15 protein-coding genes are annotated in these 14018 nt (G+C 42.9%); 4 read left to right on the top strand and 11 right to left on the bottom strand.

The features are described from left to right. Nucleotides 1-15: 15 nt before the first annotated feature. On the bottom strand, nt 16-489 hold the full coding sequence (locus EQY75_RS11265; protein WP_129605906.1) for a TspO/MBR family protein: 474 nt from the start codon (nt 487-489) through the stop codon (nt 16-18). A gap of 93 nt (nt 490-582) precedes the next feature. Here EQY75_RS11265 and EQY75_RS11260 point away from each other — a divergent pair, with 93 nt between their 5' ends. The 4 genes from EQY75_RS11260 (at nt 583) to EQY75_RS11245 (ending at nt 4473) form a co-directional block, all read left to right on the top strand. Further along, the gene (locus EQY75_RS11260) at nt 583-1665 is read left to right on the top strand and encodes a diphosphomevalonate decarboxylase (RefSeq protein ID WP_129605904.1); all 1083 of its coding nucleotides are present in this window, start codon (nt 583-585) and stop codon (nt 1663-1665) included. Between the two features lie 61 nt (nt 1666-1726). Further along, entirely contained in the window at nt 1727-2665 is a 939-nt protein-coding gene (locus EQY75_RS11255) for a mevalonate kinase family protein (RefSeq protein ID WP_129605902.1), read from the top strand. A gap of 10 nt (nt 2666-2675) precedes the next feature. After that, nucleotides 2676-3581 (top strand): geranylgeranylglycerol-phosphate geranylgeranyltransferase, encoded by a 906-nt coding sequence (locus EQY75_RS11250; RefSeq protein WP_129605900.1) that lies wholly within the window; start codon nt 2676-2678, stop codon nt 3579-3581. 49 nt (nt 3582-3630) lie between these two features. Next, a complete protein-coding gene (locus tag EQY75_RS11245) occupies nt 3631-4473 on the top strand; it encodes a pseudouridine synthase (RefSeq protein WP_129605898.1) in 843 nt (280 codons plus the stop codon). A gap of 1 nt (nt 4474) precedes the next feature. On the opposite strand, the gene EQY75_RS11240 is transcribed toward EQY75_RS11245, so the two are convergent. The 10 genes from EQY75_RS11240 to EQY75_RS11195 all read right to left on the bottom strand — a co-directional run bounded on the left by EQY75_RS11240 (nt 4475) and on the right by EQY75_RS11195 (nt 13823). Next, nucleotides 4475-4918 (bottom strand): BLUF domain-containing protein, encoded by a 444-nt coding sequence (locus tag EQY75_RS11240; protein WP_129605896.1) that lies wholly within the window; start codon nt 4916-4918, stop codon nt 4475-4477. 66 nt (nt 4919-4984) lie between these two features. Then, complete coding sequence (gene argH, locus EQY75_RS11235) at nt 4985-6268, bottom strand: argininosuccinate lyase (protein ID WP_129605894.1); 1284 nt, start codon at nt 6266-6268, stop codon at nt 4985-4987. Between the two features lie 30 nt (nt 6269-6298). Beyond that, complete coding sequence (locus EQY75_RS11230) at nt 6299-7369, bottom strand: M20 family metallo-hydrolase (protein ID WP_129605892.1); 1071 nt, start codon at nt 7367-7369, stop codon at nt 6299-6301. Continuing rightward, nucleotides 7366-8145 (bottom strand): acetylglutamate kinase, encoded by a 780-nt coding sequence (gene argB, locus EQY75_RS11225; protein WP_129605890.1) that lies wholly within the window; start codon nt 8143-8145, stop codon nt 7366-7368. Before argB ends, EQY75_RS11230 begins: the two co-directional genes overlap by 4 nt. Then, entirely contained in the window at nt 8142-9083 is a 942-nt protein-coding gene (locus EQY75_RS11220) for a Rossmann-fold NAD(P)-binding domain-containing protein (protein ID WP_129605888.1), read from the bottom strand. The genes argB and EQY75_RS11220 overlap by 4 nt, the downstream gene beginning before the upstream one ends. After that, nucleotides 9080-10207 (bottom strand): aspartate aminotransferase family protein, encoded by a 1128-nt coding sequence (locus EQY75_RS11215; RefSeq protein WP_129605886.1) that lies wholly within the window; start codon nt 10205-10207, stop codon nt 9080-9082. Before EQY75_RS11215 ends, EQY75_RS11220 begins: the two co-directional genes overlap by 4 nt. 1 nt (nt 10208) lies before the next feature. Next, the gene (gene proC, locus EQY75_RS11210; protein ID WP_129605884.1) at nt 10209-11003 is read right to left on the bottom strand and encodes a pyrroline-5-carboxylate reductase; all 795 of its coding nucleotides are present in this window, start codon (nt 11001-11003) and stop codon (nt 10209-10211) included. 22 nt (nt 11004-11025) lie between these two features. After that, the gene (argC, locus tag EQY75_RS11205; RefSeq protein ID WP_129605882.1) at nt 11026-12000 is read right to left on the bottom strand and encodes an N-acetyl-gamma-glutamyl-phosphate reductase; all 975 of its coding nucleotides are present in this window, start codon (nt 11998-12000) and stop codon (nt 11026-11028) included. Next, on the bottom strand, nt 11993-13204 hold the full coding sequence (locus EQY75_RS11200; protein WP_129605880.1) for an argininosuccinate synthase: 1212 nt from the start codon (nt 13202-13204) through the stop codon (nt 11993-11995). The genes argC and EQY75_RS11200 overlap by 8 nt, the downstream gene beginning before the upstream one ends. 1 nt (nt 13205) lies before the next feature. Then, nucleotides 13206-13823 carry a GNAT family N-acetyltransferase gene (locus EQY75_RS11195; protein WP_129605878.1) on the bottom strand — a complete coding sequence of 206 codons (618 nt, stop codon included), beginning with the start codon at nt 13821-13823 and terminating at the stop codon, nt 13206-13208. Nucleotides 13824-14018 lie beyond the last annotated feature (195 nt).

The following is a 14018-nucleotide window of genomic DNA, read 5'->3' as shown; positions in this document are numbered from 1 at the left end:
TATTAGCTTTTAAATTTAATTAAGTCTCCAAATGTTGAAATTGAGGACAGTGGCAAAACAAACCCATAGGAAATAGGGAATTAGCAGATAGGCTGCTGGTTTGCTCACGATTTTAAACCATCTCATAGTAGCCAGGATAAGGATCAGGAGGATGACAATCACCACCAGGGCCCAGAGGGGCTGTTGAAATCCAAAAAAGACAATACTCCAGAACGCATTAAAAAGCAATTGAAAACCAAAATAGTAAAGGGCAGTTTTTACCCAGATGTGATAAAAACCTTTCGCCCATACGAGTCCGGCAGCGATCCCCATCATGATATACAAAATGGTCCAGACCGGAGCAAAGATCCAGTCGGGAGGATTAAAGCTAGGCTTGTTAAGTGTGGTATACCAGGTACTCACAGAGCTTTGGGTAGCAAAGCCTGATAAAAAACCAATGAGAAGGCAAATAACAACGGCAATACTGATATATGCTATTTTCTTTTTCATTCGATTTTACTCAGTACCCTAAAATAGGAATTTATTTTAATTGAGACCGTCCATAAATGTCCTAAGGATTATCTTTGTCAGAAAATTGGATATATGAATGAACAGGAATTTATTCCGGCCGATTTAAAGAATTTGGCAAGTAGTGGAAGAACTTCCTGGAGAGCACCCAGCAATATCGCTCTCGTAAAGTATTGGGGGAAGTATCCAGGTCAGTTGCCCGCAAATCCGTCTCTCAGTTTTACACTTTCTTCTTCTGCCACAACCACTAATGTCGATTTTAAAAAACATAAGACGGCTCAAAAATCACCCTCGTTTGATCTTCTGTTTGAAGGAAAACCCAACAAAGCCTTTGAACCTAAAATCAAATTATTTTTAGATCGCATCCTGCCATATGTACCGTGGTCAAAACATTACCATCTCAATATCAGCACCTCCAATAGCTTTCCTCATAGTAGTGGAATTGCATCTTCAGCCAGTGGTATGGCTGCACTTTCCCTATGTATCATGGAATTTGAAAATACTATGAATCCGGAAATGAGCGAAGAAATGTTCTTTCGCAAAGCTTCTTTTCTGTCGCGTTTGGGATCTGGAAGTGCATGCAGGAGTATACAAGGTCCTTTGGTGAGTTGGGGGATGCACTCTCAGCTCAGTGGGAGTTCCGATTTATACGGATCTGAATTCACAGGGCCGGTACACGACATTTTTAATGACTTTCGTGATACGATCCTGTTAGTCCATAAGGGAGCAAAGACAGTAAGCAGTACTGCGGGGCATGCATTAATGGAAGGTCACCCCTTTGCCACCCAAAGGTTTGCTCAGGCTAATAAGAACCTGTCCTCCCTGATTGAAGTACTGGCAAATGGGAATATGGACTTGTTTATTCAACTGGTAGAGGGCGAGGCTCTTACCCTCCATGCCATGATGATGAGTAGTACTCCATCCTATCTTCTTATGAAGCCAAATACCGTAGCAATCATCGAAAAAATATGGGAATTCAGGAAGAAAACCGGCGTGGCCCTGTGCTTTACACTAGATGCAGGAGCCAACGTTCATTTGCTTTATCCCGGTGAAAGTGCCGAAAAAGTTTTGCAATTTATTAAGAATGAGCTTGTTGTGTATTGTGAAAAGGGGCAGTATATTTGCGACGTGATAGGCCCGGGTGCTGAAAAATTATAACCGGGATGTTTTCTATCTGCAATTTAAGACTATCTTTAAGCAGCGGTTTCGCTAATACCATATGAAAGGACCACTTTTTTATTCTAAGATACTCCTGTTTGGGGAATACGGTATCATTAAAGATTCCAAAGGCCTTTCAATCCCTTATAATTTTTTTAAAGGAGCATTGAAAACGGAATTTCCCCTTCCTGAGGCGGCGGTCAAATCGAACCAAAGCTTGGTGAAGTTTGCAGAATATCTGGAGCAATTACAAACGGAAGATCCAGGTCTGGTACAATTTGACACAGATACTTTAAAAAGCGATTTGGAAAAGGGAATGTACTTTGACAGTTCTATTCCTCAGGGATACGGTATTGGGAGCAGTGGAGCTCTGGTGGCCGCCATTTATGATAAATACGCGTTTGAAAAAATAACTGTTCTGGAGAATCTCACACGTGAGAAGCTCCTGCACCTGAAGGCTATTTTTGGTAAGATGGAATCTTTTTTCCATGGAAAGTCATCTGGCCTTGACCCTCTCAACAGCTATCTCAGCTTGCCTATCCTCATCAATTCGCAAGACAATATCGAATCTACCAGCATTCCCTCGCAGAATTTAAACGGCAAGGGAGCCGTATTCCTGCTGGATAGTGGCATGACCGGGGAAACAGCCCCGATGGTTCAGATCTTTATGGAGAAGATGAAGAATGAAGGTTTTCGAACAGTTCTTAAAGATCAATTCATAAAGCATACCGATGCCTGTGTGGAAGACTTTCTTTCCGGGAATGTAAAATCGCTTTTCGGAAATCTCAAACAATTGTCTCATGTGGTTTTAGATCACTTCAAGCCGATGATCCCAAAGCAATTCCATCAACTATGGGAAAAGGGGATCGAATCTAATGACTACTATCTAAAGCTTTGCGGTTCCGGCGGAGGTGGATACATCCTTGGATTTACACAGGATATCGATAAAGCAAAAAAAGCCCTGGAAGGACACCGACTGGAAGTGGTTTACAACTTCTAAAAATACTTTAATGCTTAGTAGAAAGAACAAACTCCTGCTTTTAAAGCTGCTGAGTTTGTTTTCGATTGTCAGAGGCTATAATGTGCTCATGATAGTGCTGGCTCAATACCTTGCGGCTATTTATATCATGGCCCCGGATCTGCCTTTGCGCGATGTGGTGTTCGACTTAAGCCTCTTTGTAATCGTTTTTGCCTCGGCCCTGGTAATTGCTGCCGGATATATTATCAATAGTTTTTACGATTCTGAGAAGGACCTGATCAACAAGCCCCGAAAGTCAATGCTCGACCGTCTGGTTAGTCAGCGAACCAAGCTGAGCACTTATTTTATTTTAAATCTCCTGTCTGTTCTTCTGGCCAGTTATGTTTCCTTTAAGGCGGTTCTTTTTTTTGCCTCATATATTTTCGGAATCTGGCTTTATTCCCACAAATTGAAACGGATTCCCTTCTTTGGGAATTTAGTTTCTGCCGTTCTTGCGATTACTCCTTTCTTTGCGGTATTTGTTTATTACAGGAATTTTGAAACCGTCATTTTTGTACATGCGATATTCCTTTTTTCGCTCATTTTGTCTAGAGAGTTTATTAAGGACATGGAGAATATTGCCGGGGACCTGGCTCTTAATTACAAGACCATACCTGTCTTATTTGGGACTAAGTATTCCAAAATTGCTATAACGCTTTTAGCGGGATTATCCCTACTTCCTGCCTTTCTCTTAATTGAAATCTTCGATGTGGGCGAGATGTACCTCTATTTTATAGTCGCGATGATCCTTTTGATCATTTTCATTTTTCTGCTTTGGAAAGCTTCTACCAAGAAAGACTACGTCTGGCTTCACAATATCCTGAAGTTTATTATCATCGCGGGTGTATTTAGTATTCTTCTTATTGATATTGACCTGGTTTTAAACCGAATCCTCTAGAAAGCGTTCCGGACCAAGGCAATTTGCTACCTTTGGGGAAAATTTATTCATGAGCAGATCCGACTATAAGAATGAGGGGAAATCTTCGGGAAGAGGAGCAGGAAATTTCAGGAAGAAGAGTTATGCAAGAGGTAACGCTCCTATCAAGAAAAAAAGAGAAAATACCCCTGCCTCAGATCCCAATCTCATCAGGTTGAACAAATACGTTGCCAATGCCGGTGTCTGTTCCCGCAGGGAGGCAGATACTTATATCGCAGCAGGAAATGTAACTGTAAATGGGAAGACCATTACAGAGATGGGTTTTAAGGTTAATCGAACCGATGAGGTAAGGTTTGATGGTCGCTTGTTAAATCCAGAGAAGAAGGAATACGTACTCCTCAATAAGCCAAAGAATTTTATCACTACTACCCGAGATGAAAAGGGGAGGAGAACCGTTATGGAGCTTATAAGTAATGCAACTAAGGCCAGGCTGGTCCCGGTTGGGCGTCTGGATCGAAATACTACAGGTTTGCTCTTATTCACGAATGACGGTGACTTGGCAAAAAAATTAACCCATCCCAAATATGGCATTCGAAAGATCTATCATGTAGAGCTTAATAAAAATCTGAAAGCAGAAGATTTTCGCACAATTCAGGAAGGCATTATGCTTGAAGATGGCCTTATAAAGGTAGACGACCTGAGCTACCTTAACAACGCTCCAAAGAGGGAGGTAGGTATTGAGATTCACAGTGGGAAGAACAGGATCGTAAGGCGGATTTTTGAGCACTTAGGTTACACAGTGGTGAAACTAGATCGGGTGATTTTTGCCGGACTAACCAAAAAAGACTTACCCAGAGGTCACTGGCGTCATTTAACCCAACAAGAAGTGATCAATTTAGGGATGCTGCAGTAGTCTAATTTCCCGCTGAGGTTCGGGTGCCGTGGAGTACCGAGCCCACCTGTTCCCAGAAAACTATTTTTGAAGGATTCTCAGCGGTATGGTTTGATTTATTCGACAAGTATTCATCTACCATCAGTTTCAGATGAGTGATCTGTGGGTTCTCGCCAAAAAAATTCTCGTAGGCCATATCCCATTTTTCAAAAGCCCGTCCTTCCCTTTCCGCATAACTCAGCAATTCAACCTCAATGTGTCGCGAATCGACTTTGATTTTATCAAACAGGGTTAAGACTTTGTATTGGTTCCCTTCGAGATACTGAATAAATTCTCCCTCATGGTATAGCAGACATCCTGTAATGCCCTGCTGATGGTTAAAATTCCGTGCTTTTCTCAGCATTTCCTGGATCTGATCCAGATTAAATCCGGGCCTAGCAACGGACCGATAGACTAAACTGAACATAGCCTGTTGTATTTTGGTTTAGGTTGTTGTCCCTAAATATAAGAACTCAAGGCAATTTTGTTCGAACTATTCTGAATAATTCTTCATTTTTTGTCTGATCTCATCAAGACAAAGATTTCCAATACTGCCCAAATGAGTATGTCGGGCATTTTTTCTTGACTTAAAATTTCCACCTTCTACTTCATTTCCTATTTGACGGTAAGCGTCACGAAAAGGAACACCTTTCTGCACCAGTTCATTCATTGCATCTACGGTAAAGAGCAGGTTGTATTTGGGATCGTCTAAAATATTTTCGCGCACTTTGATTTTCCTTAAGCTAAAGGTGGTCATATCGAGACAAGCTTTTAATTCCTGAAATGCGGGTATCAGACTATTCTTTGTTACCTGAAGATCTCTGTGGTAGCCACTTGGCAAATTGGTAAGCATCATAGACAATTCATTGGGTAGGGCTTGTATGACGTTACACTTGCCTCGGATCAACTCAAAGACATCGGGATTTTTTTTATGAGGCATAATGCTGCTGCCCGTCGTAAGTTCGTCAGGAAAGGATATAAAATCGAAATTCTGACTCATATACAGACATATATCCATGGCCATTTTGGCCAAGGTAGCCCCTACGCTGGCTAAGGCTGTAGCCGTTACTCTTTCTACCTTTCCTCTTCCCATCTGAGCTGCAACAACATTGTATTTCAGGGATTTGAATCCTAATTCCTCTGTGGTCATCGCCCGGTCTATCGGGAAAGAACTACCGTATCCGGCCGCACTCCCCAAGGGATTCTGATCGGCAATATCAGAAGCAGCATTGATCAGAATCATATCGTCAATAAGACTCTCCGCATAGGCAGAGAACCAAAGGCCGAAAGAAGAAGGCATTGCCACCTGCAAATGGGTATAACCCGGGAGGAGAACATTACTATGTTTATCGGCAAGACGGAGCAATAAATCGAATAGCTCAGTTACTTGCTGTCTCAGCTCCGTTAATTCGTCTTTGACATAGAGTTGGATGGCCACCAGTACCTGGTCATTTCTCGACCGGGCGGTATGAATTTTCTTTCCCGTATCGCCTAGTCGGTCTATCAGCAGAAACTCGATCTTGGAATGCATGTCTTCAAAGGATTCCTCAATGGTAAACTCTCCTTTTTCAACAGTTTTTCCAATCGAATCCAATTCGGATAACAAAGCATTATTTTCTTCATTGCTGAGCAAACCAATAGCATGTAACATCTTACAATGCGCCATGGAAGCCTTTACGTCATAAGCCGCCAGGAAGAGATCCAGCTCCCTGTCGTTGCCCACAGTAAATCTGTCAATCTTCTCATCGGTTTTCATTCCTTTATCCCAAAGTTTCATATCTCTGTAATTTGTAGTTCAGCAGGTGGTTCAAAGCAAGAAACCATCTAATAATTTAATGTATAATTCGATTCCCTCCTCAATTTCAGACACGTAAATATACTCGTCTGCGCTGTGAGAGCGTGTACTGTCTCCCGGTCCAAGTTTAAGGGAGGAACAACTCAGAGCAGCCTGATCAGACAAAGTTGGAGAGCCGTACGTACTTCTCCCTAAAGCCAGGCCACTTTTAACCAATGGATGCTCCTTTGGGATGGACGAAGAATTCAGGTGAAGAGAACGCGGAATCAGTTTACAGGGAGCCTGATCTTCCAGTATGCTTACTATTTCTTGGTTGGTATAGCAATCGTTGACCCTTACATCAACAACGAGATTAACCTCCGCAGGCACAACATTGTGCTGACTTCCTCCATTGATCTGTGTGACTGTTAATTTTACTGCCCCTAAGACTTCAGATACCTTTGGAAAATGAAAATCTTTAAACCAACTGAGTACATCTATGCAATTGTATATGGCATTATCGGCGTTGGGATGTGCGGCATGGGAAGGGGTTCCACTGACCTTTCCATCAAAAACGACCAGTCCTTTTTCAGCAATGGCCAGCTGCATCAGGGTGGGCTCTCCTACAATAGCCACATCGATGTTCGGAAGGATCTTTAACATTGAATTTAAACCATCCGGACCTGAACTTTCTTCTTCTGCAGAAGCGACTATAATCAGATTATGCGAGAGATTCTCTTTTTCGTAGAAATGAGTAAATGTTGCAATGAGTGAGACTAACGCCCCTCCGGCATCATTACTACCTAATCCATAGAGTTTGCCCTCTTCTATTGCCGGCTGAAATGGCTCTCTGGTATAAGCCGTATTGGGCTTAACTGTATCGTGATGTGAATTGAGAAGTAAATTGGGTTTGTTCTCATCGTAGTGCTTATTAAAAGCATATATATTGTTTTTCTTTCTTTTAAATGGAATTTGATGATTCTTAAACCACTGTTCGAGTACGAGTGCCGTACCATCTTCTTCTGAGGAAAAAGATGGAGTGGCGATCAAGTCCTTTAAAAGCGCAATAGCCTCATTGCAGAGTGTTGATATTTCCGTAGTCATAAGGTCAATGTTGTAAAATTTGATGATTTTGCTTGCAACATAGTGATATCTCCGATACATACCTTGTGCACTGAATGGTCTAGCGCATGAAAGCAATTTTCCAATTTAGGAAGCATACCCTCACTTATTTGCTTCTCCCTCAGCAGGCTGTAATAAGCCTGTTTATTGATATGTGAAATTACGGAAGCCTCATCGTAGACGTTTGCCAGCACTCCTGGTTTTTCGAAACAGTAGTAAAGTGTGGTTCTGTATTCTGAACTGAGGGCAATAGCAAGTTCAGATGCGATCGTATCGGCATTGGTGTTGAGTAATTGTCCCTGTCCATCATCGGTAAGGGCACAAAAAACCGGAACCAATCCTGTTTCCAAAAAACTCAGCAAGGTTTTTGTTCGTATGGAGACGATGTCTCCGGCGAAGCCGTAATCGATAGATTTCACCGGTCTCTTTATTGCTTTGATCACAGCTGCATCCGCTCCACTTAGCCCCAGGGCATTACATTGCAAGGCCTGTAATTTGCTAACGATAGTTTTGTTGACCAGTCCGGCGTATACCATAATGGCTACTTCGAGAGCCTGAGCGTCGGTTATTCGCCTGCCTTTTACCATGGAGGGTTTGATGCCGAGTTTTTCGCTCAGGGAAGTAGCTTTTTTTCCGCCCCCGTGAACCAGTATTTTAGGGCCCTGAACTCGCGAAAAAGAGGACAGGAATCGCGATAGCTCTGTACTATCTTCGATAATATTTCCTCCAATTTTAATAACAGATAGGGCAGGTTTCATAAGGATTCAAGTATTTTGAGTAAGGCTACCTGGGCGGCATAGGTTCTGTTGTTGGCCTGTTGTATTACCAGAGAATTATTTCCATCGAGAACCCGGTCTTCCACCACTACATTTCGCCTTACCGGCAGACAGTGCATAAACTTTGCCTGCCCGAGTTTATCCTGAGTCAGCATCCAGTGTGGGTCATTATTTAATACGGCACCGTAGGGCTGATAGGCACTCCAGTTTTTGACGTAGACAAAATCGGCGTCTTTAAGGGCTTTGTTCTGATCGTATGACACCGGAATGTGCTGGACAAGATCCTGATTAAGTTCATATCCCATGGGGTGTGTTATGCTAAATTCAAATTGAGGATTCTGCCCCATCATCTTTATAAACGAATTAGCCACGGCATGAGGCAATGCTTTAGGATGAGGAGCCCATGATAGAACTATTTTCGGGTTCTTCTTCTGGCTGTGTTCTGAGATCGTGATCAGGTCTGCAAAGGCCTGTAGGGGATGTCCGGTTGCACTTTCCATATTTAAGATAGGGATGGATGCATACTTTTTAAAACCGTTCAGCACCATTTCGGCCTCATCTTTTTCCTTATCCGTTAAGGAGGCAAAAGCACGTACCCCTAAGACATCGCAATACTGTGAAACCACTTGTGCTGCCTCTTTGATATGTTCTGCCTTTCCCTGATCCATAATAGTCCCGTCTTCAAATTCAAGAGCCCAACCTTCGCTCCCAAAATTCATGGTCATACAATGCATCCCCAGATGGAAAGCAGCTTTTTGGGTGCTCAGTCGGGTCCTTAGACTATTGTTAAAGAACAAAAGCCCCAAGACTTTTCCTTCTCCGAGTTTCCTGTACTTAAGAGGCGCCTTTTTACATTCTGCGGCCAGTGAAAGCCATGAAGGTATAGAATCGATATCATCAATGCTGAGGTAGTGTTTCATTCCAATTCCTGTTTTAATGAGGTAAAAAATGTATCGATATGGACTTTCTCAATATTCAATGCAGGTAGAACACGCAGCACTTTTTTATCCTTGGCACTCCCTGTAAAGATATGCTGATTAAGGATGAGGTTTTTCCGCAGATCGGCTACTTCAAACCCGAATTCGAGTCCCAGCATGAGCCCCTTGCCTTTAATCCTTTTTACTTGTGGAACTTGTTTGGCACATTCTTTAAAATACGCTCCGATCTCCGTGGCATTCGCCATCAGATTTTCTTCTTCGAGAACTTCAAGGACGGCCAGAGTAGCAGCACAGGCCAGATGGTTACCCCCGAAGGTGGTGCCCAACAAACCGTATTTAGCTTCAATCTTCGGGTGGATCAAAATCCCTCCAACGGGAAAGCCGTTACCCATTCCTTTGGCTATGGAAATAATGTCAGGTGTTATGTTATGATGCTGAAATGCGAAAAACTTCCCACTTCTCCCAAAACCGGATTGAACCTCGTCTGCTATCAATACCACCTGGTGTTTTTTACAAAGTTCAGCGATTTCTGCGCAAAAAGATGAAGAGGGTTCGTCGAGCCCGCCTACGCCTTGAATCGTTTCCAGAATAACGGCACATACATCACCTTTTGCTACTTCTTTTCTAAGCGCATCAATATCTTCAAAGGTTAAGAATGTCACCTGCTGTTGCCTGTTTATCGGGGCATTGATGGCAGGATTATCGGTTGATGCCACAGCGGCAGAGGTACGCCCGTGGAAGCTGTTCTTAAATGCGATCACTCTGCTTTTTCCTGTATGAAAGGACGCGAGTTTTAAGGCATTTTCGTTGGCTTCCGCCCCGGAATTACACAGAAAAAGATGGTAGTCGTCACAGCCCGATATTCTCCCAAGTTTTTCGGTAAGTTCGTGTTGCAGGGGATTATGGACGGCATTACTGTAAAAACCAATCTTATCGATCTGATTCTTAATCCTTTTAATATAATGAGGATGCCCATGGCCGATTGAAATTACGGCGTGTCCTCCGTACAAATCGAGGTATTCCTGGCCACTCTCATCTTTTATAATGACCCCCCTTGCCGAGGCCGGGGTGATGTTGTAAAGAGGATATACATCGAACAATTCCATACTACCCCTTTCTAATTTGACTAATTTTTTCGAAGGATGCGACAATTCCCCGAATTAAGGAGGAACTCAGACCCTGATGCTCCATTTCATTAAGACCTTCAATAGTGCAGCCCATAGGTGTTGTTACCCGGTCTATCTCTTCCTCAGGATGATTCCCCGATTCAATCAATAAGGAAGCTGCTCCATTACAGGTGTGCATGGCAAGTTCCTGGGCTTCTTTCGCATCAAATCCTAATTGGATAGCCCCCTGGGTAGTGGCCCTGATCAGCCTCATCCAAAATGCAATCCCACTGGCGCAAATCACTGTGGCCGCCTGCATTTGTGACTCCGGAATCTCCATGGAATGCCCCATTCGGTTAAATATTGCCTTGGCCAGCTCAATTCGTTTGGCTCCGGCTTCATTACTGCAAAGACATGTCATTGATTTCCCTACGGAGATCGCTGTATTAGGCATGCTTCGTATGATATATGCATCCTTACCAATGATGGATTCGATTTTTTCTAAGCTGAATCCCGTAATGGTTGAAATGATCACATGCTTTTCGGTAAGGAACTCCTTTACTTCTTGGAGAATACCCTCAAAATGCCCAGGCTGAACTGCAAAGATGAGTACGTCCGATTCCTTAACGGCCAGCTTGTTGTCCTGGGTAACTGTGACGTTTCCATACTTTTCGTATTCCTTAATGATTTCAATATGTCTTTTGGTAAGGTACATGGTGGTGGCACCATTGGTGTGGAGTATTCCTTTCGCTATGGATAATCCTAGATTGCCTGCGCCAATTATTGCTATTTTCATGGTTTCTTTTCTGGTTTGGTTTTTAAAAAATGCTCGACTTCAGATGTAATCCTTCACCTTCCGGGAGACCGAACATCAGATTCATGTTTTGTACTGCCTGTCCGCTGGCTCCCTTCAAAAGGTTGTCAATGGCAGAGGCAATGAGGAGAACGCCATCGTGGACCAGTAGGTTCAAATGGCAATTGTTTGAATTGATAACCGGCTTTAAAGAGATAGCCTTCTCAGAGACATGAGTGAAAGGTTCATCTTTGTAATAATCCTTGTATAATGCATCTGCTTCTTCCTGTTTTCCTTCGAATCTGGTGTAGGCCGTTGCCCAAATACCCCTGGTGAAATTACCCCTGTTGGGAATAAACCTAAGTTTACCTTTTTGGGGCTGAAAGTGCTCCAGGCTTTCATTGATCTCGTCTAGATGCTGATGGATAAATGCTTTGTAATGCGACATATTATTCTCCCGCCAGCTATAATGGGTGGTGTTTGACAGGCTAACCCCTGCACCCGTGCTTCCTGTGGTGGCATTAATATGTACTTCATGGTTGAGCATTTGTGCTTTTGCCAGTGGAAGTAGCGCCAGTTGAATAGCCGTTGCAAAACATCCAGGATTGGCCACGTTCTTTGCTTTGCAGATTTCTTCTTTGCGAAGTTCCGGTAGTCCGTAAACAAAACTCCTTTTATCAAGTGTATTTTGTTTCCCAAGCCTGAAATCATTGCTGAGGTCAATTATTCTGGTCTTTTCAGAAAAAGAATGATCCTGCAGGAATTGAGTTGAATTCCCGTGTCCCAGACATAGAAAAATGACATCTGCATCTGGGTTTACCTTATCTGTGAACTTCAATGTTGTAGTGCCCAGAAGATCGGTATGTGTTTCTGAAATAGACGTTCCTGCCCTTGTGGTACTGAAAACAAAATCAAGGGTTGCTGACGGATGATGAAGTAATAACCTGATAAGTTCACCTCCGGTGTATCCCGAACCACCTATGATACCTGCTTTAATCATTTTGCTTATTTATCTGACTGGCAATTTTGCCGGAATTTGACAATATTTTAATAAAACCTTTAGCGTCCTCCGCAGACCATGCCTTATTTATTTCTCCATAACTTCCAAACCTGGCTGCCATAAGATCGTGTTCAGACTTGATGCCTTTTAATTCGAAACGGTAGGGATACAAAGTGATAAATACATGGCCACTGACGTTTTTCTGAGCATCTTGAAGAAAGGCTTCTATATTCCTCATCACTTCATCGAGGTAGTTCCCTTCATGTAATAGCATCCCGTAAAAATTACCTAATTGTTCCTTTTGAAATTGCTGCCATTTGCTGAGGGTGTGTTTCTCCAGAAGATGATGTGCCTTAATGATCAGCAGAGGTGCTGCTGCCTCAAAACCAACTCGCCCTTTTATCCCAATTATGGTATCTCCTACATGTACATCACGTCCAATAGCAAAGGATGATGCGATTTTTTCCAGCTGCTCAATATTCTTAACCGGTGTTTGGGTAACTCCGTCTATTGCCGTTAATTCCCCTTTGGTAAAAGTCAGGGTTATATCCTGTGATTTTTCATTTTTCAATTGACTTGGGAAGGCTTCCGATGGAAGGCCTTGATCTGAGGTAAGGGTTTCCGCACCTCCAACAGAAGTCCCCCACAATCCCTGGTTAATGGAATACTTTGCTTTTTCCCAGGAATAATTCACACCCCTTTCTTTCAGGTAGCTGATCTCTTCTTCCCTGGATAGTTGCCGGTCACGGATAGGGGTAATAATTTCTATTTCCGGAGCGATTATTTGAAAGATCATGTCGAAGCGAACCTGATCATTACCGGCTCCGGTGCTCCCATGTGCAATGGCTGCTGCGCCATTTTGCTTAGCATAGCGTGCAATCTCTATGGCCTGGACAATACGTTCTGAACTTACACTTAGGGGATAGGTATTGTTGCGAAGCACATTCCCAAATATCAGATATTTTACGACTTTCTCATAGAAGCTTTGAACGGCATCGATGGAAGTATATGACTTCGCGCCAAGGGCAAGGGCCTTTTTTCTGATCTCCTCTATTTCCTTCGGAGAAAATCCTCCGGTATTCACACTAACGGCGTGTACCTCATAGCCCAGGTCCTGGGACAAGTGCATGGCACAATACGAAGTATCGAGTCCGCCTGAATAAGCGAGAACCAATTTTTTTGAGTTGATTTCTTTGGTATTCATCTTAGCCTTTTTTCTTTTTAAGTAATAGCTGCTCTTTAATACTCTTAAGTCGCTGGAAGGTTTTATTGTTCACCTTCCTGCTTTCGTATTTATTTGTTTTGGAGGGATCAAAAAGCATCCCGGTACAGAGGCACATTTTTTGTTCTGTTCGGGTAAGGATATCAAAATTCTTACACGTCTGGCATCCTTTCCAAAAATCCGGATCGTCTGTGAGTTCCGAAAAGGTTACCGGTTTATATCCCAGTTCATAGTTCATCTTCATGACCGCAAGTCCGGTTGTAATTCCAAAAATCTTTGCCTCGGGAAATTTTTTCCGCGATAATTCAAAGATGGCTTTTTTGATTTTTTTTGCCAGTCCCTGATTGCGATAATCGGGATGTACGATGAGTCCGGAGTTTGCAACAAATTTTTGATGACCCCATACTTCAATGTAGCAAAAGCCGGCAAACTTGTCCTTGTCTAAGGCGATTACCGCGTTGCCGTTGACCAATCTCTTAATGATATATTCAGGCGTTCTTTTGGCGATGCCCGTACCCCTCACCTTAGCGGATTCCGAAATGGTTTCGCTGATGACAGTAGCGTATTTTATATGAGATTCGTTAGCAATTAAGATATCCATTGCTGATAAAATTAATCGAATAGTGTAAATGGCTTAATGATCGATGCGGAAATGGACTCACCTATTTCCATGAGAGTAGTACACCCTTACGGGCGGCGACGTGCGGGCACAAAATACCGGGCCTGAACAGGCGTGGAGATTACAGTACTAATGTGAAATTTCGCTTTCATGAGAGTCAAATGTACAAATTATATT

The organism is Muriicola soli (assembly GCF_004139715.1).
Lineage (GTDB): Bacteria > Bacteroidota > Bacteroidia > Flavobacteriales > Flavobacteriaceae > Muriicola > Muriicola soli.
Note: the sequence above shows the minus strand (reverse complement) of the source record. Positions and strands in the feature narration are given on the sequence as shown.

Coding starts and splice junctions, on each gene's coding strand:
- argH (WP_129605894.1), bottom strand. CDS start 6,268: ATGAAACTTTGGGATAAAGGAATGAAAACCGATGAGAAGATTGACAGA.
- EQY75_RS11195 (WP_129605878.1), bottom strand. CDS start 13,823: ATGGATATCTTAATTGCTAACGAATCTCATATAAAATACGCTACTGTC.
- EQY75_RS11245 (WP_129605898.1), top strand. CDS start 3,631: ATGAGCAGATCCGACTATAAGAATGAGGGGAAATCTTCGGGAAGAGGA.
- EQY75_RS11265 (WP_129605906.1), bottom strand. CDS start 489: ATGAAAAAGAAAATAGCATATATCAGTATTGCCGTTGTTATTTGCCTT.
- EQY75_RS11255 (WP_129605902.1), top strand. CDS start 1,727: ATGAAAGGACCACTTTTTTATTCTAAGATACTCCTGTTTGGGGAATAC.
- EQY75_RS11230 (WP_129605892.1), bottom strand. CDS start 7,369: ATGACTACGGAAATATCAACACTCTGCAATGAGGCTATTGCGCTTTTA.
- EQY75_RS11240 (WP_129605896.1), bottom strand. CDS start 4,918: ATGTTCAGTTTAGTCTATCGGTCCGTTGCTAGGCCCGGATTTAATCTG.
- EQY75_RS11220 (WP_129605888.1), bottom strand. CDS start 9,083: ATGAAACACTACCTCAGCATTGATGATATCGATTCTATACCTTCATGG.
- EQY75_RS11260 (WP_129605904.1), top strand. CDS start 583: ATGAATGAACAGGAATTTATTCCGGCCGATTTAAAGAATTTGGCAAGT.
- argC (WP_129605882.1), bottom strand. CDS start 12,000: ATGATTAAAGCAGGTATCATAGGTGGTTCGGGATACACCGGAGGTGAA.
- EQY75_RS11250 (WP_129605900.1), top strand. CDS start 2,676: ATGCTTAGTAGAAAGAACAAACTCCTGCTTTTAAAGCTGCTGAGTTTG.
- proC (WP_129605884.1), bottom strand. CDS start 11,003: ATGAAAATAGCAATAATTGGCGCAGGCAATCTAGGATTATCCATAGCG.
- EQY75_RS11200 (WP_129605880.1), bottom strand. CDS start 13,204: ATGAATACCAAAGAAATCAACTCAAAAAAATTGGTTCTCGCTTATTCA.
- argB (WP_129605890.1), bottom strand. CDS start 8,145: ATGAAACCTGCCCTATCTGTTATTAAAATTGGAGGAAATATTATCGAA.
- EQY75_RS11215 (WP_129605886.1), bottom strand. CDS start 10,207: ATGGAATTGTTCGATGTATATCCTCTTTACAACATCACCCCGGCCTCG.